The organism is Rhodococcus spongiicola (genome assembly GCF_004011835.1).
GTDB lineage: Bacteria > Actinomycetota > Actinomycetes > Mycobacteriales > Mycobacteriaceae > Prescottella > Prescottella spongiicola.
On record NZ_RKLN01000002.1, the window covers coordinates 39,465 to 60,286 of the forward strand.

The window sequence follows — 20,822 nt, forward strand, 5'->3', positions numbered from 1 at the left end:
GACCTCGTCCTCGGAATGGGACTTGAGGCTCGTTGAGTCCCAGGTCATGTCGAGTCGGTGGCAGCCCCCTCGCTGCCGAAGCTGATGCTACAGGCCGATAGATTCAGGGGGTTGGCGACGCGCATCACGTTGCCGCGGAGATGCTTACACTCAGAAGCTCCCAGGTCTTCTGGACCACCCGGCAGCAGCGACCAGAGATTGACATATGGCAAGGCAGCGCAGCTGGCGCGGCAGCCATTGACAGACGGCGACCAAAAACCTGCTCGTGACGAATCGTCGTCGCCAGAGCACATCGGGAACGTCGAACCCCATCGCAGCAGGGAATGGAAGCGTGAACTCTTCGCCGAACAGAAAGGAAACCGGATGAGTCGCCGCTTCGGCCCTCGGCTGATTATCACATCACTGATCGCAATACTGTCCGCGTCCTCCGTTGTCGCGTGCACATCCCTCGCCGATCAGATGCACCACCAACCTCACCGAGAGTCTTCCACTCGAACGGTGGACGAGCTGTGCGGCTACCTTGAGAACTTCGTCGTCCACGGACTCGGGAGCACCGAAGAACTGCAAGTCAAGAGCACGATTCCAACCGATTCGGCACGCGAGATAGGAACTAGCGGACGGTGCACCATCCGCAGCTCCACCGCAATCGTATACGAATTGTGGATCCTCACAGGATTACACTTTCAAGACCAAGTAGAAATGACGCGCACCCACCTACCGCACTCGTCAATGCGCGACGCAGAATTCTGGACGATCAACGGTACTAAGGTGTCTGTCCGAAACGAGGAAGGCGAGTGGGATTTCGAAACACTCGTCGACGGTTGGGCGGCATCGTTGGTGATTCGGCAGAACAATTACGACCAGACCGTGATGACCGTTGACGCGATTACGACGATCGGCGAGTTCGTCGTCCAGGCAGTCGAAGAATTTCGAGAATGAATCTCTCGTGGCCCCCGCAGCAGCGGCACCCCAGCCTATGACGCCTCGGCCAGGATCGTCTTCTGAGCCTCGAGGTGACGGCGTAATGACACAATTCCACCGCCCTCAAAGTCGTCCTCGTCTAGTTCACGCAGGTCAATGCCATACTCTGCCGCAAGCTGCGGCGTATGTGCGATCACCAGATCGAAGAACGGCACGAACTTGTCGAACGAGATCAGCACTTCGTTGCCCTCTTCCATGAACGCCTTGACGGCGTCCAGATCAACGATGAGCTCGTCGAGAAGGGCCGCGTCGAGCGCACCAGCGCGGCAGCCTCTACATACGCACGCAGTGACGCCTCGAAGCTGGTCAGGCACTCCGGCCTATGGCAGCAATCGCCCCAGCCGCTGCTCGCCGGATCGAAGCCAAGATCGAGAAGGATGATCCGGGGGATACGATCGGCTCCTGCAAGGATCTTGTCGAGTCCGTGATTGCACAGATCCTCGACGCTCGGGGTGTACCCGTTTCTTCGAGGGACGATCTCGGCAAGAAGTTCAAGAAGGTCGTCGACGCCCTTCGGTTGAGGACCAATGCGGTGCCCGGTGATCCGAAGGCAAGCGAAGCGGTCACTGGCGTCATTCGTGGACTCGATCAGACCATGCAGAACCTTGGCGCACTGCGAAACGCCGCCGGGACAGGGCACGGGCGAGCGTCCACCTCTCCTGTTACGCGACGTCATGCTCGGCTCGCACTCAATGCTGCCGTGACGGTCACCGAGTACCTGTTCGCGGAATGGGAAAAGATCAATCCGTGAGAAATGGGCTGCCGCGCCACCGCTGCGCGCTGGCTTGCCCTCTGACTCCATGGCTGGCCTGGGCGCATCAGGATCAGTGCACCCAAATGGCTGTGGCCCCGCTCTAGCGGGGCCACAGTCACGTCAGTGCGGTTGTGGGTCAGACGTTTTGGTCGGCCTTTTCGAGGATCAGGTACTGCGCGGAGATCCGCTGGTCGACGTCCTGCTTGCCGTCGAGGGCTCCTGCCTCACCGACGTAGCGGCCGTTGGCGACGTAGCAGTAGTCCATCGTTCCCTGGATGGTGTCCTTGGTGTAGCAGGCGGCGTTGGGCAGACCCTGCGGCGACGGTGCGGTGGAGTAGCCCTGGGAGGTGAGATCGCTGCCGAACTCATCCATGATCGTCTCGGCGCCGGCATCGTCCTTGGCACGGTAGACAGTGGTGCGGGCGACGGCAGTGTGGTCGGCACCGGTTTCGGTGAGGACCCGGTAGGTCATCGGCGGGTTCGTGCTCTTGTGCGCCATGCCACGCGGGCCGTAGACGGCCATGTCGTCGCCGAGTTGTGCCTGGGCGTCTTCCTCAGGGATGGCGTAGATCAGGATCTTGTCCTGGTCGACCATCGGGTACTCGGCGGAGACTCCACCGTTTTGTTCCTTGGTGGGCTGGGCCGGGAACTGGTCGACCAGCGGGCCTTGCAGATCGAGGGCTTTCGCGATCGCCTTGGCCGTCCAGTCCTTCTCCGCGATGGGGGCCCGCGCATACGTGTAGATCAGGTAGTCGCCGTGTGCGGTGAGCGCGTTGGCCACGGCCTCGGGTCCGGCCGGCGCGTTTGGGTTCTCGGACGTCGAAACGAGCGTGTTGGGCAGGATGTCGATCGTCTCGGCCGTCTCGATCCCACCGGTGTACTCGTCCTCGACGGTGGTCAGGTTGGTGTGGATCTCACGGGCGGCAGCTTCCGCGAATTCGGCCCTCGGGAACCGCATCACGGCGTGCACGACCCCCTTCGACTCGTCGGTGGCCATGGGGGTGTTGGTGGAGGCGCTGGTCACATACCCGTAGAGCATGTTCTGGTTGACAGCGATGTCACCGGCCGCTTCGTTGAGGAAGGCTCCGAGGTTGTATCCGGTACGCATGACCATCGTCGGCATCTTGAAGGTCGTGAGCGCGGGGTCGATCTCGAACGGGACGACGGTGAACTCGGCCAGCCGCTGCCCTTCGACTTCGGTGATGTTCAGGGTGGTGGCGCGCTCGAACTCCGGCATCGGCGTAGTCGGGTAGCTACCGGTGTCGAGGGCGGTCGTGTCGACGGCGGGTGCATCGTCGCCGCCGGATCGGGCCTTCGGGTCGTCACCGTCGCTGCTGGCGCAGCCGGCGAGCAGCGCTCCCGCGAACAGCACCGCAGCGGCCCGCGGCATCCATCTCGTCATACGCACTCTGTGTGGTCCTTTCATCTTGTCCCCGCCCCGATCTCGAGGTCTCGACCCGTAGCGGGAGGTCGTCACAGGGTTGGATGCACCGGCCCCACCGGGAGGTTCCCACCCGGGGTGAACGTGTCCGGGGTCACACCCGCTGCGGGCGTGCAACCGGCGGTACGGGGCGCCGGTTGACGGCCTGGGTGCGCTCGGGTGCACGGGGCGGGTTAGTGTCTGTCAGCATCGGTGTCGGGCCGGTGGCATCGACAGCGAGGCAGCATGCCGGGGAGGGGGACCGTGGAGGAGAAGAAGGGATCGCCGAGCCCTGCGGCTGCCACACCACCGGCACGCGAGCGTGCCGATGCCCTGCTGGCGTCGATCACGGGGAAGATCCTGCGGCCGTTCGGACAAGACGAGCTCAGCGATCTCGCCGAGCAGCGCGCCTCCGCGGAAAGCCAGATCCGGTCGGTGGTCGTGGTCGGTGAGGTCAAGCGCGGCAAGAGTTCCCTGATCAATGCGCTCGTCGGGCGGCGCGATGCCTCCCCGGTCGGAGTGGACGTGACAACGTCGACGACGATCGCGGTCGGTGAGGCATCGCAGGAGCGGCCCGACGGCACAGCGGAGCTGCTGTTCCCCGGCCGCTCCGAGGTGATCGGGCACGGCGAGCTCGCCGACTGGGTGTCCTGCGAGGGCGCCCACGTCACCAACCCGCGGACAGACGAACTACCGACCAGGGCGATCGTCCCGGTCGCCGGCAGTCGTCTCGGCGATGTGACAGTGGTCGACACCCCCGGTGTCGGAGGTCTCGATCCGGCGTATGCGGCGCTGGCGTCTGCGTCGGCGTCCCAGGCGTGCGTGCTGGTCGTCGTCTGCGATGCGACGACCCCGATCACAGCCCCGGAGATGGAGTTCATCAAGGAGACCGGGTCCGCTGTCGAGGCACTGATCGTCGCGGTGACCAAGACGGACAAGAACGTACGCCGCTGGAAACCGATCGTCGAAGAGAACACCGCACTGCTGCGCAAACACCTCGGCCGGGAGGTCCCGGTGCTGGGTGTGTCGAGCCTGCGGGCGACCCTCGCCGCCGAGATGCCGCCCGGCCCGGACCGCGACCGCGCGGAGGAACGCTCGGGAATCACCGCGCTGCGCGCCCTGATCCAGACGAAACTCGTATCCGCGGAGGATCTTCCGGCCGCGAACGGGCTACGGACCGCGGTCGACGGGCTGCGTACCCTCGCTGCGGACATGTCCACGCAGATCGACGCGATCACCGACAACGCCCAGATCACCGAGGACCTGACCGCGCAACTCGACGAGCTACAGAACCTCAAGGACCACTCCCAGCAGTGGGAGCAATACTTGCAGCGGGATCTGACGCTGATCCGGCAGAACGCCACCGACGAGCTCGACCGCCGTCTCGATGCGATCCGGGAGGAGTGGACGACGCGGATCAACAAGAACGGGATGGCGGTGCTGCGGAAGAATCCGCAGTTCTTCGTCGCGCAGATGGAACGCGATTTCCAGGGCGCGATGGCGGCGTCGATCACCGTGTTCCTCGACCAGCTCCACTCGCAGATCGTCGCGCCGCGATTCGACTCCGAGCTGGTGTGGAACGAGATCCACGAGCAGGTCACCGCCTCGTTGTCGAACCGGACACTCGAAACCCACCAGGTCGCCAGCAAACAACAGGGGTTGCTCGATCCGTCGATGCTCACCATGGGCGTGATGGGGTCGTCGATGATCGGTGGCCTGATCGGGGTGACCACCGTCATCGGTGTCGGGGCCGTGGTCGGGGTCGCCTGGGTCGGCCTCAATCTCGGGTTCCGTGCGATGCGCTCAGGTAAGACGAACCTGCTGTCGTGGATGCGGGAGACGACCGGCTCCGCAAAGACCACCACCGCGAGGATGCTCGAATCGACACTGGCCCTGGCGCGCCCGGAGATCGTCATCCGCTACCGCGATCACCTCAAGACCTCCATCGAGCACCTGCAGAAACAGATCACCGAGGCCAAGGAGATCGCCCGCACCGATGCGGCCGCCCGGGAGAAGAAGCTCAAACGACTGGAGAACAACCGGAAGGTTGTCGTGAACAACATCACCCGCGCTGAGCAGCTGATCGCCGAGCTCACCGGGTCCGCCGCTGCTGGGGGTGCGCGGTGACCGCGCGGCAGCTCGATCCGGTTCGCGCGAGTCTGGATCGGGCTCTTCATGCTCTCGCGGCGCTCGGACCGGAGCCGGCCGAGCACGCCAACCGGATCGGGGCGATCTTGTGGTCGCCGCCGCGGATCGTGATCGTCGGCCGCCTCAAGGCGGGCAAGTCCACCCTGGTCAACGCGCTGGTCGGGGCGCCGGTCGCCGAGACCGCCGCCCTCGAGGCCACCAGCGTGGTGTCGGTCTACCAGGACGGGGCACCAGCGCGCGTCGAGGCGGTGCTCGGTGATGGCACCCGCCGCCCGATCGACACCGCCCGCGGTCAGGTCTCCGAGCTGCCGGTGCCGGCAGATGAGATCAGCTACCTGCATCGGTGGCTGCCGTCGGCGGCGATCCGCGACTACACCCTCGTCGACACTCCCGGCCTGGCCACGCTCACCAGTGAGAACGAGGCCCGCACCCGGCGGGTGCTGATCGACGGGTATGCGCAGACCCGTACCGCCTCGGTCGACGCCGATGCCGCGGTGTTTTTGTTCGACAGCACGCCTCGTGCGGATGAGATCGCATTTTTGCGGCAGCTTGGGTTCACACCGTTGACCACCCTCGGGGTGCTCTCGCGGGCAGACGGATTCGGGGAGGGCGCTCTCGGCGCCCGCGACCCCCTCGCCCACGCCGCCGAGCACGCAAGCAAACTCGCCGCCGAGCTGCGTGAGACGGTGATGGCGGTGCTGCCGATCGCCGGGCTGCTCGCCGAAACCTCTCACACTGGGGCGCTGACCGAGACCGATGCCCGCGCCCTGGCGGCCCTCGACGGCATCGCCCCGCTCGATCTGATCGACCTGCTCGACTCCGAGGATCCCGGCGCCGTGCCGCCGCAGGTGCGCGGCCGGCTGCTCGACCTGCTCGGCGAGTTCGGGATGATCCACGGCCGCGCGGTCGCGGCCCGTGGCGGTGCCGCACTCAACGAGTGGCTCGTCGCCAACTCCGGTGTGCCCCAGCTACGCGGCGTTCTCTCGCACTATCTGGGGGCGTTCGCGGCGGTGCGGCGGGCGGGCCGCATCATGGCCGAGCTCGACCAGCTCGCCTACACCCACCCTGCCCGTGACCAGATCCGTGCGATCACCGACGGTTTGCGGTCGGATCCCGCCATGCACACGGTGGTGTTGTTCGAGCACCTCGAGGCGATGCTCGAGGCCGACCCCACCTCGCCGGTCACCGCGGAGCTGCGCCGGTTGATCGAACACCCCAGCCCGGCAGAAAAACTCGGGCTACTACCGACCGCCACCGCCGACGAGGTCCGCGGCCAGGCCGCACAGAAGCGGGCCTGGGCGCAGGGGCAGGCGTTGTCGACGATGACCGCCGCCGAAGACGCCGCCCTGGTCACACTCATCCACACCTACGGTCTGCTCACCCGGGGGGCGTGATGGGCGCGGCGGTGGTCCTGAGAATCGAGATGACCCAGGGCGCAGCGACGGTCACGCTGTTCGACGCCGCCGGGCGCAGGCACGTCCTCAATCTCGGAGAGCCCGGACAGGCCGCCTACAGGAGGTCGCCGCAGTCCCTGGTTCCGTTGGCTTTGGCGGCGGCTGCGATCGCGCACGGGCACCTGACCGGGGTGGTCACCGGCCCCGACTCGCTCGAGCTGATCTACCCGACCGAGTGGCCGGTCCTGGAGGTCTTCGAGATCCTCGACGCCGCGCTCGAGGCCGGGTTCGGCCCTGGCCGGGTCACCGCTCGCGCCGCAGCCTGAGATTCGCTGTGTGTTCTTTGTCGCAGGCGGGAACCTTCGGCGGCCGCGGCGCATCCAATAGGTCGATGACGTCGAACCCGCAAATCGTTGACGACACCCGTAGGAGGGACCGCACACCATGAGCCGCCACCTCGCGCGCCGCTGTATCCGGAAGGGAACCTGCTGATGTCCGCACGTGAATGGGTGCTGGGTATCGACTTCGGCACCTCGAACACCGCGGCCGCGCATACCGGCCCGGTCTCGGGTTCGGTCGAGGCGCTCCAGCTCAGCCACAACCGCACCACCATGTCCTCGTCGGTGTTCGTCGAGTCCCCGGACCGGATCGCGGTCGGGGATGTGGCCGCCGATCGCGCCGAGGCGAACCCGGCCGGGTTCCTGCCGGCCCCCAAGCGGGCGGTCTCGCAGGGTGTGGTCAACGTCAACGGCTACGACATTCCCACCTCGGTGCCGGTCGCGGCCGTCCTGGAGTCGGTGATGGCACGTGCCACCGGGGCCCACGACGGAACCGCGCCGTCGGAGCTGGTTCTGACCCACCCGGAGGCGTGGTCGCCGCGTGAGATCCAGATCCTGCTCGACGCGGCCACCAAACTCGGCCTCGACACCTCGACGATCAAGACCGTCTCCGAGCCGCGGGCTGCCGCGCACTACTACTCGCGCACGAATACCCTCGCGCCGGGCACGAAGATCGCGGTGTTCGACTTCGGTGGCGGCACCCTCGACATCGCCGTCCTCGAGGCCAACGAGCACGGCACCTTCGATGTGGTCGCCGCCCGCGGAGACAACGGTCTCGGTGGCAAGAACTTCGACGCCTTCCTGCGGCGCTGGGTCGACCAGCAGCTCGAGGTCCGTGACCCCGACCTGCTCGACTATCTGCGCTCCCAGGCGCCGATGGAGGTCCGCTACGCCCTCGACGACTCGATCCGCCGTGCGAAAGAGCTTCTGTCGGAGGCGCCGTCGGCGACGATCACCGTCACCGGCGGTGACGGGCGCAGTGAGAAGTTCCAGATCACCCGCGAGGAGTTCGAGGAACTGATCACCCCGGCGTTGGACAAGGCGGTGACCCTGACCCAGGCGACGCTGGCCGATGCCCACGTCACCGATCCGAGCCAGCTCGAGGCCCTGTATCTGACCGGTGGATCCTCCCGGATCCCGCTCGTGCACGAACATCTCAAGGATTTGGGCCCGATCGCCACCCTCGATGACCCGAAAACGGTGGTCGCGCAGGGGGCGCTCGCTGCGGCGGCACCGATCGTGCGGGGCCTTGCAGCCCCTGCGGCAGGTCCGGCGCCGGCGTTCATACCGCCCTCCGCCCCGGCGGCACCGCCAGCCGCGGGTCCGGCGGGCGGATACGGCGCTCCGGCGGCACCACCTGCCGCGGCAGGCCCGGTCGGCGGATACGGCGCACCGCCGGCACCGGGAACACCCCCACCGTCCCGGCCCGGACCCGAGCCTGCGGCCGCAGCCGAGCCGGGACGAGGCCCGAAGAAGTCGATACTGATCGCCGCGGCGGCGGCGGTGGTGGTCGCCATCGGAGCCGGTATCGGCGTGTTCGCGCTGGGCGGGGGAGAGGACCCGGTCGACACCACCGCCGCACCGGTAGCCAGCGACGGCGGCGGCGCGGCCGCTGTGCCCGCCAGCTCCGGCGACGGCGACGGCGACGACGGTACTGTCCCGTCGACGAAGGAGGCGGTGGTCGCCGCGCTGCCATCGGCGCTGCGCAGCGAGGTCGAGAACTGCAAGACCATCGGGGAAACCGAAAACGGTGGCCTGCGGCTGCAATGCCCGTTCAAGGAGTACAGCGCGCTGCCAGAAGGTCTCACCGATGACTCCTACCTAACAATCATCGTGTCGGTGGACGTCAAGCAGGCGAAGAAGGATCTGATCGCGATCCGCCAGGGTTACCGGTCCGAGCCGGCCAACGAGATCAACGAGATCGTCGAGGACACCGCCCGCACCGCGGCCGCCCACATCACCGGACCAGGTGTCAGCGACTCCTACTCGTTCTCCTACGCCAACTCGGCCACTGGTGTGATGGTGTTCTTCACCCGGGCCGTGAGCGAAGACGCGGCCAAGACCTTCCTGAACCGGGCCGGACTGATCAACTGACCTCGAGCGCGCCGAGTATCCATATCCAGGCACTCTCCCGGTGAGGGGCCGGTCGAACCATCGCGGTTCGGCCGGCCCCTCACTGCGTTCGGCGGTGATGCCCACCTGCCCGGTGGCGATGGGAAAAAGATTTTCGCGCGAAGCGGGAACCTTCTCGGCACCCGGCCGCATCCAACTGTCAACACCCGCCGCAGACCGGCACACCGCCTACCGAGTGAGGACAAGACGATGGCTGACCAGAACCAGAACCCGCTGACCCCCGAAGAGTTCGAGGACAAGATCGAAGACATCGTCAACGACCCGAACAAGGACTTTGGGGATGTGATCGAGGAGGTCGGCGAGGCTCTTCGTGAGCAGGCGGACTTGCGTTTCAACGACCTCCCCGACCTTGACCTCGACCTCGAGGACGACTTCGACACGTCCAGCAGCGGCGCGGACACCGCCACCCCGGTGGACAACGACGCGAGCGCACCGACACTGGAGGACGTCGAGAAGGAGATCGACGACCTGTACGAGTGGTCCCAGAAGGACAAATCTCCCGCCGACACGGCGGCACCGGCCGACACGGCGGATGTGACCGCCGAGCCGGACCGGGCACCCACGGCGGACGTGACCGGCGACCCGGAGACCGCCACCTACGGTTACCCCACCGAGTCCTCCACCGAGCCGACGGTCACCCCGGCCGCGGCTGGCGACACCTCCGAGCCGACGGCCACCCCTGCCGCTGGCGGCACCGAACCGGAGAACATGACCGGTACGACAGGGCCGGACCTCAATGCCGCGACCGGCGTCGAAGGCGACATCGACTACTTCTCGCCGCGTGATGTCGACGGTGACGGGAACATCGATCTGGCCCACTCGCGGGTCGACGGCATCGACACGATCACCCACTACGGCGACGACGGCAGCATCACCCTCGTCGAGCAGGACCTCGACGACAACGGCACCTACGAGACTGCCGCCGCGGCCCGCGAGGACGGGACGTTGCGAATCGTCTCGGACCTCGACGACGACGGCGCCCCCGACCAGGCCGCCTTCTACGACCAGACCAGCGGGGCGGCGGTCCGCACGGACCACCTCGTCGACGGCCAGATCACCGACACCCAGCTCGACTACGACGGCAACGGAATCCAAGAGGTCCACCTCGTCGACACCGACGGAGACGGCCGGTTCGACACCGCCATCGTCGACACCGACGCCGACGGCATCGTCAACAGCACCTTCGTCGACACCGACGGCGACGGCGATTTCGATCTGAAGACGGACGACACCGACAACGACGGCGCCCCCGACACGTTCACCACCGCCAACATGACCGGCCCCGACGTCCTCGGGAGCATCGAGACCTTCGAGGAGATGATCCCCGCCGACGACATGTACCACGCCCAGGCGCAGACCGAGGACTACTCCTACCCTCCGGTTGCCGAGGAAGTCCCCAGCGACCTCGCCTGATCCGGCCGCCCGCACCCGCCGCGGCGCACACCACCCCAGCGTGGAAGGTGTGCGCCGCGCCCGGTCTCCGATCCGCATCCGAGCACGAACACGAATCACCCACCAAACCAGGAGGATCCGACGATGGACGACTTCGACCAGGATTCGGTCGCGGCGGCCTGGTCCGGCGCCGTCGCCGACCCCGCAGTGGTGATCGACGAACCCACCGACTTCGACCCGATCCCGGCCGGTCTCGACCTTCCCCCCGAGATCGACACCGCCACCACACCCCCGTACACCGAGGCCCCCGCGCCGGTCGAGGACACCCCGGAGCTGACCGATCCGACCCCACAACAGGTTCCGGAGCAGGTCGACGAGATCGACGAGATCGACCTGACCGTGCCCGACGACGGTGTCTACGGCAACCCCGCCGCCTGGACGCTCGGCTGGTTCTTCCAGCAGTTCGACGGCTACTGCGGGCCGTCCGCGGTCGCACAGGTCGTCAGCCAGTACACCGGCGCCGAGATCACCGACCCGCAGCAGCTGGTCGACCGCGCAATCGACCTCGGCCTGATGGACGACCCCTCCCTGGGCATGACGTTGGCCGACATCGAAACCCTGCTCGAGGACCAGGGCGTGCCGGCCACCATCACCACCAGCTCCCTCGACGATCTACGCGACCGGCTCGACGCCGGGTACGGAGTGATCGCGATGGTCGATTCCGGTGAGATCTGGCAGACGGACCCCGACAGCGAAGACGACCTCCCCGATCACGTCCTCGTCGTCGCCGGCATCGACGACAACCGCGGCGTGGTCATCCTCTCCGACCCCGGTATCCCCACGGGGAACCAGCTTGAGGTGCCAATCGCCCAGTTCGAGGACGCCTGGGCCGACGGCGACCACCTCATGCTCATCACGGACGCCCCGGACGACGGACTGATCACCGGCCCTGCCTTGTCCTCGGTCGCGCCGAGCGACCGGTCCGCGATCATCCGACTGTGACCGTCCGAGGAGCAGGCACAATGGACACCGCAGCAGCCGGCGTCTCGGAACCCCACGACCAGCAGCCGTCACACGACAGACCTCAGAGGTAAGCGATGGACCACGACGAGCCCCTCTTCACCGAAGCGGAGCTTGCGGCCGCGGTGCCGCCGATACCCGACGAGCTGTGGGAACGTGCCCTGTCGATCGCACTCGACCCGAACACGCCCACCGTCGACGCCGACCTGGTGCCCGAGATCGACGACGTCCCGAACGTTGACGACGACGAGATCATCCTCCACGACGACGTTGACATCGACCCCGACGACCATCCGGTCAGCACAGACCACGTCGTCGACCCGACCGGTCACGACACCGATGATCGCGACGACGGGCCCGTCTTCGACCAGACCGACTCCATCCCCGACATCGGGTACGAGCCGGACATGTTCGACCCGGCCATCGACGACGTCGACACCGGAGGCACCACAGATCCGGGCATCGAGCTGCACTGACCCGGCCGACGGCCCCGTACTTGCCCGGCACGAACATGCGCCACACTGAGCGGGAAGCGGGCAAAGGTAGCATTCCACCCGATACACCGGGGCTGTATCGAGAGAACACGAGAAGTGCAGGGGGGACAATGAAGGACGATGCGAACCTGATCGCCGCGTGCCGCAGCGGTGACCAACACGCATTTGCCGAACTTGTCGGCCGCTACCGCACCCACGCCTGGCATGTGTGCCTACACATCACCGGGAACCTCCACGACGCCGAGGACGCCCTGCAAGACACCCTCACCGCGGCTTGGCAGAACCTGGTCCGGTTCCGCGGTGACGCCCGCTTCAACACCTGGCTGCACCGCATCGCCGCCAACGCCGCCCTCGCCGTCGTCCGCCGCCGGAAACCCACCGACAACCTCGACGACGACGAAACCGGAATCGACCTCACCGACGACCGGGCCGGGTTCGACGACCGCATCGCCACCGTCGACGTCGTCCACCACGCACTCAACCAGCTACCCGAGGACTTCCGCGTCGCGATCGTCCTGGCCGAGTTCGGCGACCTGCCCTACGCTGACATCGCCGAACACCAACAGGTCAGCGTCGCGACCGTCAAGACCCGCATCCACCGAGCCCGCAAACAACTCGCCGCCCTGCTCGCACCCGCACACACCGCATAGGACACCCACGGTGGCAGCCGATCAACACACTCAGGAACAGCTACGGCGCGAACTCGAGATGCTCGCCCAACTCCGAGGCCTACTCCAGGACTCACTTGGGCCTGACCACCGGCTGCCGACGGAAACCGTCGACCGCGTGCTCGACGAATACAACCAAGCCCGCGTGCACGCCGACAACGCTGTTCAAGAAGCCGAATGAAGGCAACAGTGGCCAGTCAGAAGGGCTCTCTCAAGCCGTCGACCTCACCGTTGACGGCATTATCAACTTGGAACCCTTCACCGGTGTCGACCGCCAACGCGTCATCCATCTAGCCCACAAGTACTACAACGCCCTGACGAACCTGCAAGAAGAGTCGAACACAAGTGCCGACGACGTCGGGGACTCCGAGTTGTACCGTCTGGGCATCGAGGTCGATCTCGCAGTCGACAGTCTTACGGAACGCGGAGGTGCCGGCCGGTAGCGCAAACACCGCCCGCCCGCACACAGTCGGTCGACGTGCAGGAGCGAGGCAGTCGGCGAACACCACGTTCGACTTGCTCGTGGTCTCGGGCGAACCGGTGTTCAAGGTGTAGGGGAGTGGGCGCCGGCGTATGAGGCCGACAGGATACGTCGGTCGACCGCGCCCGCGGCTGGCTCGGGGAACCAATGCCACCACACCCGAGGTAGGCGCGGGGGGGCCTGACGGCGCAGAGCCACCGCCACAGTTCCTCCATGGGGTCGACTAAGGTCGACTCCGGCCGCGTTGCAAGGGTATCCGGGGAACCTGAGCTAGATGCTCGGCGGAACGTCGGCTCGCGGTTCCGAGAAGGGCCAGCGACTCCGCAAGGCTGTGGAGGCGCGTCTCGGGAAAACGGCGATCTATCCCTCTACGCCGGACAGGAGGCGCCGCCGAAGGCTACCGGGGCCGGATTCCGGTGCGGGATGTTCGGCGAGCCGGTCGAGGGCATCGTCCAGGGCATCAGAGACTGTCCATGACCTAGGAGGGGACGGGCGTGCCCGCCTCGCCGACTTGGTCGTTCAGCGAGGTCGTCATCAGCGATGGTGAGTGTGCTCAGGGTGCGTCTGAGAGCAAACATCGTCTTGCGGGTCTGCAGCACACGCTGCGTGGGCCCATCCGCCCCGTTCGGTGCCGACGTCCTTTTCCACGGTGGTCAGACGACGTCGAAGGTGTCAGGGGCCTGATCCCAGTTGCCGTTCTGGGTGGCGTCGGTGAGGATTTGGTCCGCGAAGCCGTCTCCATCGGTGTCGATGCCCATGTAGTCCAGGATGCCGTCGTCGTTGGTGTCGAGTGCCACGGTCTCGATGACGCCGTCGCCGTTGGCATCCCTGTCAATCTCGTCGAGTTTGCCGTCGTCGTCGTGGTCGAACGCGACCGTGTCGATGCGGCCGTCACCGTCGAAGTCCATCTCGGTCCGGTCGACGACGCCGTCGCCGTCGAGGTCCCGGTCGATCAAACCGAACTGGCCTCCCCCGGTTGCGTATTCGGTGACGTCGGCGATCCCGTCGGCGTTGGTGTCGTGGTTGATCGTGGTCCACGATCCCGTCGCCGTCGCCGTCGCCGTCGCCGTCGCCGTCGAGGTCGATCGTCGTCATGTCGGTGATCCCGTCGCCGTCGAGGTCGACCCTGGCGAGGTCGATGATCCCGTCACCGTCGGTGTCAAGCTCGGACACGTGGTTTCCAGCCGGCGGGTTGGGCTCGACGAATCGTGCCGACCCCGCGTCGCCGGCAACCATCGGATTCGTACCAGAGTCGACACCCGGCGCCTCCGGCTCCGCCGCATCCTGCGGTGCCAGCGAGTTGCCGGTCGGAGTCGACTCGCCCGTGCCATAGAACAAGTCATCGATCTTCTTCTCGACATCCTCCAATGTTGGCGTGCTGTTGTTGTTCTCAGGGCTGCTCATTTGACTTCTCCTTGCAGTGGGGAGGGCCAGTTCCCTCCATCTGCACAGTCAGATGCGGCGACGAGTCGAAAAGTTCCCAACGGACACCTGATTCGATTCTCCCCGGTGGTGTACCCGTCCCTCGCGCGCGCCGCCAATCGGGAAGATACGCGGGAGAACCCGACACCTCGACGACACCGCGTGCTCGCCCGCAAGTTGGACAATCCCGCCCGCTCGTTCGGGACCGGACTGTGGGTTCTTCTCTTCTCAGCGGACTATTCGTGGCCCGAGTGGGGCCTCCCACTCAAATCCGAGGGCATCGAGTTGCGCGATCCGCTCCGGGGTGAGGGTCGGTGTACCTGCGCGACGGTTGGTTCGCCGCCCGTTGACCCAGATTCCGAGCTTGAATCCGTCTGGTGATACCCATTTCTGGGGAACTCGTGCGTGTCCGTGCTCGGCGATGTACTCCTCGAGGTGTGCGATTGCATTGTCCCAGCGCGAACGATGAAGAGCGGGCCGGCGGGGCTCGGTTCGCGGTCCTATCTCTTGCTGTTCTGCGATGCCCCAGTAGAAGCCGAGTGCGTCGAGCTCTGTGACCCGTTCGACGGTCATGGAGGCCCGGCCAATTCGTCGGTCGGTGCGCCGGTTCTCCACCCACTTTCCGAGATTGAAGCCGTCCGGGCTGGTCCAGCCTGCAGGGACCCGTGCGTGTCCGTGCTCGGCGACGTAGTCGGTAAGATGGTCGACGCCCGCGGCCCAGGCGGCGGGTTGTCTTGGCGACCAGTCGAAGCCGAGCGCGTCGAGTTGCGCGACCCGCTCGGCAGTCAGGGTTGGCGCGTTGCGGCGTCGCTCGCTGCGTCGGGTGTGCGCCCAGCCCCCGAGGCTGAACCCGTCCTCGCATACCCATCCGTCGGGCACCCGCGTGTGTCCGTGCTCGGCGATGAACTCCTCGAGGTGCGCGATCCCGTCCGCCCACCGCTGAGGGTCCCCGCCGGTCGGTCTTCGCCGCGAGGATGCCCACTCGAATCCAAGTGCATCGAGCTGCTGGATCCGGTCGGCGGTCAGCGCGGGCGTGCCGCGACGGCGATCAGCACGACGTTCCATCACCCAGCCACCGAGGCGCATCCCGTCGCTGCACACGTATCCGGACGGCACACGAGCATGACCGCGTTCGGCGATGAACTCCTCGAGGTGCGCGATCGCATTCGCCCACAATGCGGCCCGTGACCGCGCAGCCACCCCGTGTATTGGTTGTCTCTCGTGCATCTCGTCTTCCCTACACAGTGTCAGCTCGCGTGTCCAGACCGGACGATGACCGTATTCGCTGACGCCAGCGTTGTTACCGCGAGGGGTTCGAGGACCATTTCGCGTGGGGTAACGAGGCCAGGTGTCATATATGTGTGTGACGCAGGGGCCGTCGACGTCGAGTACCAGGCCGGATCCGAATCGTCGTCCCTGCCGCCGAGGAGTGCAGCATTCCCGCCGAGTCACTGCCATTCGCAGCACCGTACATCCCGTATCGCACTGCTCGACGCCCGGCGGCACACCCGAGGCCAAGCAGGTAACGCGGAAGGTGTCCGGCCCGCGCGCGACGGAAGGAACCGCTGTACCTCGGCACGATGACCTGCGCAAGCACCGCTCGGTTCATGAGCCGGGAACCTTTTGGAGAGTCGCGGCATCTGACTCAGTGACGCGGCCACAGAACCGCTCTGGCGAATCTCGAAAGGAATAAGCGAATCATGACCACCCCAGCCCCCCAGAACCCCGGCATCCCGACCGACCCCGCACTCGCTGTCGACCTCAGCGACATGCTCGACGACCTGGGTTCAGGCGAGGTTTCCGTCCACTCGTTCGACGCCGGGATCTCGCTCGGCGGGGGTGTCGTGGTCGGTGGTGGCGTGGAGGTGTCGGTGAGCACTGAGGACGGTGTTCCACAGGTCAGCATCGATGCAGAGGGGCAGTTCGCCACGGAGGGCCAGTTCGAAGCATACGGCAGCTACGACGACATCGACCTGAGCACCGACGCTCAGACCGGCACGAGTGATGTGTCTATTGAGTCGACCGATGCTGCGGTGTCCGGGGGAGTGCAGGCCAGCGGCGGATTCGATTTCGATCTCAACGTGGGTCCGCTGGAAGGAGGAATCCCGGAGATCGGCCTCGACGTCGCCGGCGGGTTCGCCGCCGACCACGGATTCGACATCAGCTTCGGACACGACCACGTCGAGATCCACGACGCCGGTGGGGACAACACGATGTAGACACGCGGTGAGGTATCACCACTGAATCTGGAAGGCCCGACGCGCAGGACGTCGGGCCTTCTTGCTGCCGCGCATCCGGCGGCACGTTCTCGGGAACCTTTCGGACCGGCGGAGGCACAATATTTGATGACAATGACTGCACGAAAAAGGAATTCGAACTGTAACCCACCTACGACTCCGCTTCCGCCGCGTCGACGGTCCAGCACGCCGGGCCCGCTCAACCGATGCTGCCGAAGTCGAACCTTGGGGCCGTGGCTTCAGTGATCTTCTTCTGGCCTGGCGTTCTCGGCGTTTACCCAAGGGGTGAACGTCTACCCGTTGCGGGCGGCCGGTGACACGCCGGTGCTCAGCGTGCCACGAGGCGAGCCCAACGGCTGGGCATGATCTCTCTTCTCGTGTGGGCGGCGCTGAGTGTGCTGCTGATCGGCTTCTGCGTCGCGTTGATCGGGTGGACGGTCTCTAGTTCCGCGGACATTCCCGCGTACTCGTCTGTATCCACCACCCCGCGAGTGCGATGGCTAGGACCGAAGGCCCGTCACTGACATCGAGGAGTCGGGAATCGGCGCGACTCGGCCACACCTTGTTGAAACGACCGGCTTTGACTCGCACCGATTTACGTGCGGCTGGTCAGCACGGCTGCACCCGCCACTGCTGATAGCTCAGCTAGGGCGTCGGATTGTCCCCCTCGGACTCTTCGGCGTGGTGGGCGGGATGTTCCCTCAGGAACCCGTGCGGTTCCCCGGCAAAGTCCACCCCCGGACGCCGGGGCACCCTATCGAAGCATCATCGCAGGCTGGTGAGGTGACGGAAGCCGCAACCCCAGAGGATTTCTGCGGCACGCCTCGCGGCATCCGTTCCCGATTGGAGTCGAGTGGGAAGCGCCGTGGCACTGATGGAGCCCCCAGACGCATTCCACCGCCCCGGCGCCAGCCGAGCAACCCGTCATTGATCTAGCTGAGATCGAGGATTTGGTGTTCATCGATAATCTCGATTTCGAGGGGGTCGGGTACGGAGGGGCAAGGAGAAGGCAATCGCGGCAAGACGCTTCACCTGCGAGTACATCGACAACGCTGCGACTCCCTCCGTCGCGCTGCTGGGAGCCGTGCAGATCGAACAGGAATCTGGGTACACGCGATGTGACGCGCTTTTCTTCGTGGGTTCGGCAATCGGGGCGTTGTGCGGCGACTACAGGTACCTCGTGAAATAGACCAACGGCGTTTCGTTCAGGGCACGCGTGCATGCAGTAGGCGAACGCCGCCCCAACAGCTGGGCGTAGGTCCGGTACGCCCGAACGGGTGCCCCGATGGAGGAGAGCCGTCGGGGCACCCGGGTATCCGGGCTGGCGTCGCAACCGATCGGGTCACGACGGCGCGGAAGCGATTGCCGCCGACTGCTCGGGGGCGGATACTGGCGGGATCCGAATACGGTGGCGCGCAGGCGCCCGACCGGGAGGCGGATCGTGACGGTAGGACAGCAGCCCGACTCGCTGGTGCCGGTGACGGCGCACACGGTGGCCGAACTCGCTCGGGCCGAAGAGCACAGTGCACACAACTACGATCCGCTCCCGGTCGTCATCATGTCGGGATCCGGCGCGTGGGTCCGAGCGATCGACGGTGTCGACTACCTCGACGTCCTCGCCGGCTATTCGGCACTCAACTTCGGACACGCGCACCCGGAACTGGTCGCGACCGCCCGCGAGCAGATCGGCCGGCTCACTCTTACCGGCCGCGCATTCCAACATGACCGGTACGCCGAGTTCTGCGCAGACGTTGCGCGGCTCTGCGCCAAGGACGCGATATTGCCGATGAACACTGGCGCCGAGGCCGTGGAGACCGCGCTCAAGCTGGCGCGCAAGTGGGGATATGACGTCAAGGGTGTGCCCGACGGCCGGGCAGAGATCGTCACGTGTGCAGGCAACTTCCACGGCCGCACGATCGGGATTGTCGGATTCTCGACGGATCCGGACGCCCGGGGCGGTTTCGGTCCCTTCCCGCCGGGATTCCCGTCGGTCGAGTACGGCAACCTCGACGCGCTGGCGGCTGCGATCACCGAGAACACGGTCGCAGTCCTCGTCGAACCGATCCAGGGGGAGGCGGGCGTCCTTGTGCCCCCGGACGGTTATCTCGCGGGCGTGCGCAGACTGTGCGACGAGCACCACATCCTGATGGTCGCCGACGAGATCCAGAGCGGCCTGGGCCGGACCGGTGACACGTTCGCGTGTGAGCACGAGGATGTCGTGCCGGACATCTACATCCTGGGCAAGGCGCTCGGCGGCGGGATCCTCCCGGTGTCGGCGGTGGTCGCGGACCGCGACGTGATGGATGTCATCCACCCCGGCCAGCACGGCAGCACATTCGGCGGCAACCCACTCGCGTGCGCGGTCGGCAGCGCTGTTGTGCGGCTCCTCGAGACCGGCGAGTACCAGCGGCGCAGTCGCGAACTCGGGGTGTACCTGCACGAGCTGCTCGGGCAACTGCCGCCCGACCGCGTCGCCGAGGTTCGCGGTCGGGGCCTCTGGGCTGGGGTCGAGTTGGCGCCCGGGCAGCCTTCGGCACGGGTGATCTGCGAGCGGCTGCTGGCCCGGCGGGTTCTCGCGAAGGATGCGCACGAGGGCACGATCCGGATTGCTCCGCCACTCGTGATCAGCCGGGACGACCTGACCTGGGCCGTCGAACGCCTCGCCGATGCGTTGGCCGGGTAGCGGGCGCTTTGACCCTCGTCGACCCCAGCCGGTATCGTTCTACGTCGGCGTGCCGTCCCCACCTGGCCCTCTTGTGCGGTGGGAGGTGGCTCCCGGGTCTCAACTGGCCGCCGGGAACCGTGTGTGCTGCACGCCCGGCCAGCAGCAGAAACGAACAGACGAGGAAGTTCTGTGCCTACGTATTCCCCGAAGGCCGGAGACGTGACCCGTACCTGGCACGTCATCGACGCCACAGACGTGGTGCTCGGTCGCCTTGCCGTGCAGGCAGCCAACCTGCTCCGAGGCAAGCACAAGCCCACCTTTGCACCGCACGTTGACGGCGGCGACTTCGTCGTCATCATCAACGCCGACAAGGTCGCCATCAGCGGCAACAAGCGTGAGAACAAGTTCCTGTACCACCACTCCGGACATCCGGGTGGCCTGAAGGCTCGTTCGGTCGGCGAGGTTCTCGAGAAGAACCCCGCTCGCCTCGTGGAGAAGGCCGTCGTCGGCATGCTCCCCAAGAACAAGCTGGGCCGCGCCATCGCGGGCAAGCTGAAGGTCTACGCAGGCCCGACCCATCCCCACGCCGCCCAGCAGCCGGTTCCGTTCGAGATCAAGCAGGTCGCCCAGTGAGCAACGAAGACTTCAACGAGGCCGTCGAGATCGCGGAAGGCGAGATCTCGGAATACTCCACCGAGACCGAGGTCGCCGAGGTGCACGAGGCTGCTCCGCAGGCGCCGATCGTCATCGACCGTCCGATCCAGACCGTCGGCCGTCGCAAGGAGGCGGTCGTCCGCGTCCGCCTGACGCCGGGCACCGGTGAGTTCAAGCTCAACGGCCGCACCCTCGAGGCCTACTTCCCGAACAAGGTGCACCAGCAGCTGATCAAGGCTCCGCTGGTCACGGTCGAGCGCACCGAGTCGTTCGACATCACCGCCATCCTGACCGGTGGCGGACCGTCGGGCCAGGCCGGCGCCCTGCGCCTCGCCATTGCCCGCGCTCTGATCGAGGTCACCGCCGAGGATCGACCGGCCCTCAAGCGTGCCGGCTTCCTGACCCGTGACGCTCGCGCCGTCGAGCGCAAGAAGTACGGCCTAAAGAAGGCCCGCAAGGCATCTCAGTACTCCAAGCGCTGATGTGTCGCCGGAATCGGTACCTGTACCGATTCCGGCACCTGTTCTTCCCCGAGAGCAGGCGTTCGTAGAGTTCTTCGCTACCGGACGCCTGCTCTCGTGCATTACCGGGATACTTATCCGGATCGGCAACCCGGATTAC

At 66.2% G+C, this 20,822-nt stretch carries 21 protein-coding genes; 16 read left to right on the forward strand and 5 right to left on the reverse strand.

All coding sequences use genetic code 11. The annotated features are described in order from the left end of the window. The first annotated feature begins 198 nt into the window (after window positions 1-198). Window positions 199-939 (forward strand): hypothetical protein, encoded by a 741-nt coding sequence (locus EF834_RS04910; RefSeq protein ID WP_127946127.1) that lies wholly within the window; start codon window positions 199-201, stop codon window positions 937-939. Window positions 940-974: 35 nt separating this feature from the next. Here the strand turns inward: EF834_RS04910 and EF834_RS04915 are convergent, their stop codons facing one another. Beyond that, entirely contained in the window at window positions 975-1,295 is a 321-nt protein-coding gene (locus tag EF834_RS04915; RefSeq protein ID WP_127946128.1) for a hypothetical protein, read from the reverse strand. Between the two features lie 8 nt (window positions 1,296-1,303). Between EF834_RS04915 and EF834_RS04920 the strand changes: the two genes are divergently transcribed. After that, entirely contained in the window at window positions 1,304-1,732 is a 429-nt protein-coding gene (locus EF834_RS04920; RefSeq protein ID WP_127946129.1) for an abortive infection family protein, read from the forward strand. Window positions 1,733-1,871: 139 nt separating this feature from the next. Here EF834_RS04920 and EF834_RS04925 read toward each other — a convergent pair whose 3' ends face one another. Further along, the gene (locus tag EF834_RS04925; protein WP_235871008.1) at window positions 1,872-3,137 is read right to left on the reverse strand and encodes a DUF7373 family lipoprotein; all 1,266 of its coding nucleotides are present in this window, start codon (window positions 3,135-3,137) and stop codon (window positions 1,872-1,874) included. Between the two features lie 282 nt (window positions 3,138-3,419). Between EF834_RS04925 and EF834_RS04930 the strand changes: the two genes are divergently transcribed. The 10 genes from EF834_RS04930 to EF834_RS04975 all read left to right on the forward strand — a co-directional run bounded on the left by EF834_RS04930 (window position 3,420) and on the right by EF834_RS04975 (window position 13,185). Beyond that, window positions 3,420-5,282 (forward strand): dynamin family protein, encoded by a 1,863-nt coding sequence (locus tag EF834_RS04930; RefSeq protein WP_235871009.1) that lies wholly within the window; start codon window positions 3,420-3,422, stop codon window positions 5,280-5,282. Continuing rightward, a complete protein-coding gene (locus tag EF834_RS04935) occupies window positions 5,279-6,697 on the forward strand; it encodes a GTPase (RefSeq protein ID WP_127946131.1) in 1,419 nt (472 codons plus the stop codon). The genes EF834_RS04930 and EF834_RS04935 overlap by 4 nt, the downstream gene beginning before the upstream one ends. A gap of 29 nt (window positions 6,698-6,726) precedes the next feature. After that, on the forward strand, window positions 6,727-7,023 hold the full coding sequence (locus EF834_RS04940; protein ID WP_127946132.1) for a hypothetical protein: 297 nt from the start codon (window positions 6,727-6,729) through the stop codon (window positions 7,021-7,023). Between the two features lie 165 nt (window positions 7,024-7,188). Further along, the gene (locus tag EF834_RS04945) at window positions 7,189-9,129 is read left to right on the forward strand and encodes an Hsp70 family protein (protein ID WP_127946133.1); all 1,941 of its coding nucleotides are present in this window, start codon (window positions 7,189-7,191) and stop codon (window positions 9,127-9,129) included. A 228-nt stretch (window positions 9,130-9,357) separates the two neighbouring features. Then, on the forward strand, window positions 9,358-10,581 hold the full coding sequence (locus tag EF834_RS18160) for a hypothetical protein (protein ID WP_164874072.1): 1,224 nt from the start codon (window positions 9,358-9,360) through the stop codon (window positions 10,579-10,581). Window positions 10,582-10,704: 123 nt separating this feature from the next. After that, window positions 10,705-11,562, forward strand: a complete 858-nt coding sequence (locus EF834_RS04955; RefSeq protein WP_127946134.1) for a C39 family peptidase — start codon at window positions 10,705-10,707, stop codon at window positions 11,560-11,562. Window positions 11,563-11,657: 95 nt separating this feature from the next. Next, entirely contained in the window at window positions 11,658-12,056 is a 399-nt protein-coding gene (locus EF834_RS04960) for a hypothetical protein (RefSeq protein WP_127946135.1), read from the forward strand. Window positions 12,057-12,184: 128 nt separating this feature from the next. Continuing rightward, window positions 12,185-12,724, forward strand: coding sequence for an RNA polymerase sigma factor (locus EF834_RS04965; protein ID WP_127946136.1), 540 nt, complete (start codon window positions 12,185-12,187; stop codon window positions 12,722-12,724). 10 nt (window positions 12,725-12,734) lie between these two features. Next, the gene (locus EF834_RS04970) at window positions 12,735-12,923 is read left to right on the forward strand and encodes a hypothetical protein (RefSeq protein WP_127946137.1); all 189 of its coding nucleotides are present in this window, start codon (window positions 12,735-12,737) and stop codon (window positions 12,921-12,923) included. Window positions 12,924-12,990: 67 nt separating this feature from the next. Then, window positions 12,991-13,185: a hypothetical protein gene (locus EF834_RS04975; protein WP_127946138.1), complete on the forward strand. Its 195-nt coding sequence runs from the start codon at window positions 12,991-12,993 to the stop codon at window positions 13,183-13,185. A 691-nt stretch (window positions 13,186-13,876) separates the two neighbouring features. On the opposite strand, the gene EF834_RS04980 is transcribed toward EF834_RS04975, so the two are convergent. The 3 genes from EF834_RS04980 to EF834_RS04990 form a co-directional block, all read right to left on the reverse strand. Further along, entirely contained in the window at window positions 13,877-14,179 is a 303-nt protein-coding gene (locus EF834_RS04980; RefSeq protein WP_127946139.1) for a hypothetical protein, read from the reverse strand. Next, window positions 14,115-14,627, reverse strand: a complete 513-nt coding sequence (locus EF834_RS04985) for a hypothetical protein (RefSeq protein ID WP_127946140.1) — start codon at window positions 14,625-14,627, stop codon at window positions 14,115-14,117. The genes EF834_RS04980 and EF834_RS04985 overlap by 65 nt, the downstream gene beginning before the upstream one ends. Window positions 14,628-14,873: 246 nt before the next feature. After that, complete coding sequence (locus EF834_RS04990) at window positions 14,874-15,845, reverse strand: helicase associated domain-containing protein (protein WP_164874073.1); 972 nt, start codon at window positions 15,843-15,845, stop codon at window positions 14,874-14,876. A 500-nt stretch (window positions 15,846-16,345) separates the two neighbouring features. Between EF834_RS04990 and EF834_RS04995 the strand changes: the two genes are divergently transcribed. The 4 genes from EF834_RS04995 to rpsI all read left to right on the forward strand — a co-directional run bounded on the left by EF834_RS04995 (window position 16,346) and on the right by rpsI (window position 20,683). Beyond that, window positions 16,346-16,864 carry a hypothetical protein gene (locus tag EF834_RS04995; RefSeq protein WP_127946142.1) on the forward strand — a complete coding sequence of 173 codons (519 nt, stop codon included), beginning with the start codon at window positions 16,346-16,348 and terminating at the stop codon, window positions 16,862-16,864. A gap of 1,459 nt (window positions 16,865-18,323) precedes the next feature. After that, the gene (gene rocD, locus EF834_RS05000) at window positions 18,324-19,565 is read left to right on the forward strand and encodes an ornithine--oxo-acid transaminase (RefSeq protein WP_127946143.1); all 1,242 of its coding nucleotides are present in this window, start codon (window positions 18,324-18,326) and stop codon (window positions 19,563-19,565) included. A 171-nt stretch (window positions 19,566-19,736) separates the two neighbouring features. Next, a complete protein-coding gene (gene rplM / locus EF834_RS05005; RefSeq protein ID WP_127946144.1) occupies window positions 19,737-20,180 on the forward strand; it encodes a 50S ribosomal protein L13 in 444 nt (147 codons plus the stop codon). Beyond that, entirely contained in the window at window positions 20,177-20,683 is a 507-nt protein-coding gene (rpsI, locus tag EF834_RS05010) for a 30S ribosomal protein S9 (RefSeq protein ID WP_127946145.1), read from the forward strand. Before rplM ends, rpsI begins: the two co-directional genes overlap by 4 nt. Window positions 20,684-20,822 lie beyond the last annotated feature (139 nt).

Bases quoted from the DNA above. Each gene is read 5' to 3' on its own strand.
- EF834_RS18160 (WP_164874072.1), top strand. From the start codon at position 9,358: ATGGCTGACCAGAACCAGAACCCGCTGACCCCCGAAGAGTTCGAGGAC.
- EF834_RS04945 (WP_127946133.1), top strand. From the start codon at position 7,189: ATGTCCGCACGTGAATGGGTGCTGGGTATCGACTTCGGCACCTCGAAC.
- EF834_RS04960 (WP_127946135.1), top strand. From the start codon at position 11,658: ATGGACCACGACGAGCCCCTCTTCACCGAAGCGGAGCTTGCGGCCGCG.
- EF834_RS04995 (WP_127946142.1), top strand. From the start codon at position 16,346: ATGACCACCCCAGCCCCCCAGAACCCCGGCATCCCGACCGACCCCGCA.
- EF834_RS04965 (WP_127946136.1), top strand. From the start codon at position 12,185: ATGAAGGACGATGCGAACCTGATCGCCGCGTGCCGCAGCGGTGACCAA.
- EF834_RS04940 (WP_127946132.1), top strand. From the start codon at position 6,727: ATGACCCAGGGCGCAGCGACGGTCACGCTGTTCGACGCCGCCGGGCGC.
- EF834_RS04925 (WP_235871008.1), bottom strand. From the start codon at position 3,137: ATGACGAGATGGATGCCGCGGGCCGCTGCGGTGCTGTTCGCGGGAGCG.
- EF834_RS04955 (WP_127946134.1), top strand. From the start codon at position 10,705: ATGGACGACTTCGACCAGGATTCGGTCGCGGCGGCCTGGTCCGGCGCC.
- EF834_RS04985 (WP_127946140.1), bottom strand. From the start codon at position 14,627: ATGAGCAGCCCTGAGAACAACAACAGCACGCCAACATTGGAGGATGTC.
- EF834_RS04920 (WP_127946129.1), top strand. From the start codon at position 1,304: ATGGCAGCAATCGCCCCAGCCGCTGCTCGCCGGATCGAAGCCAAGATC.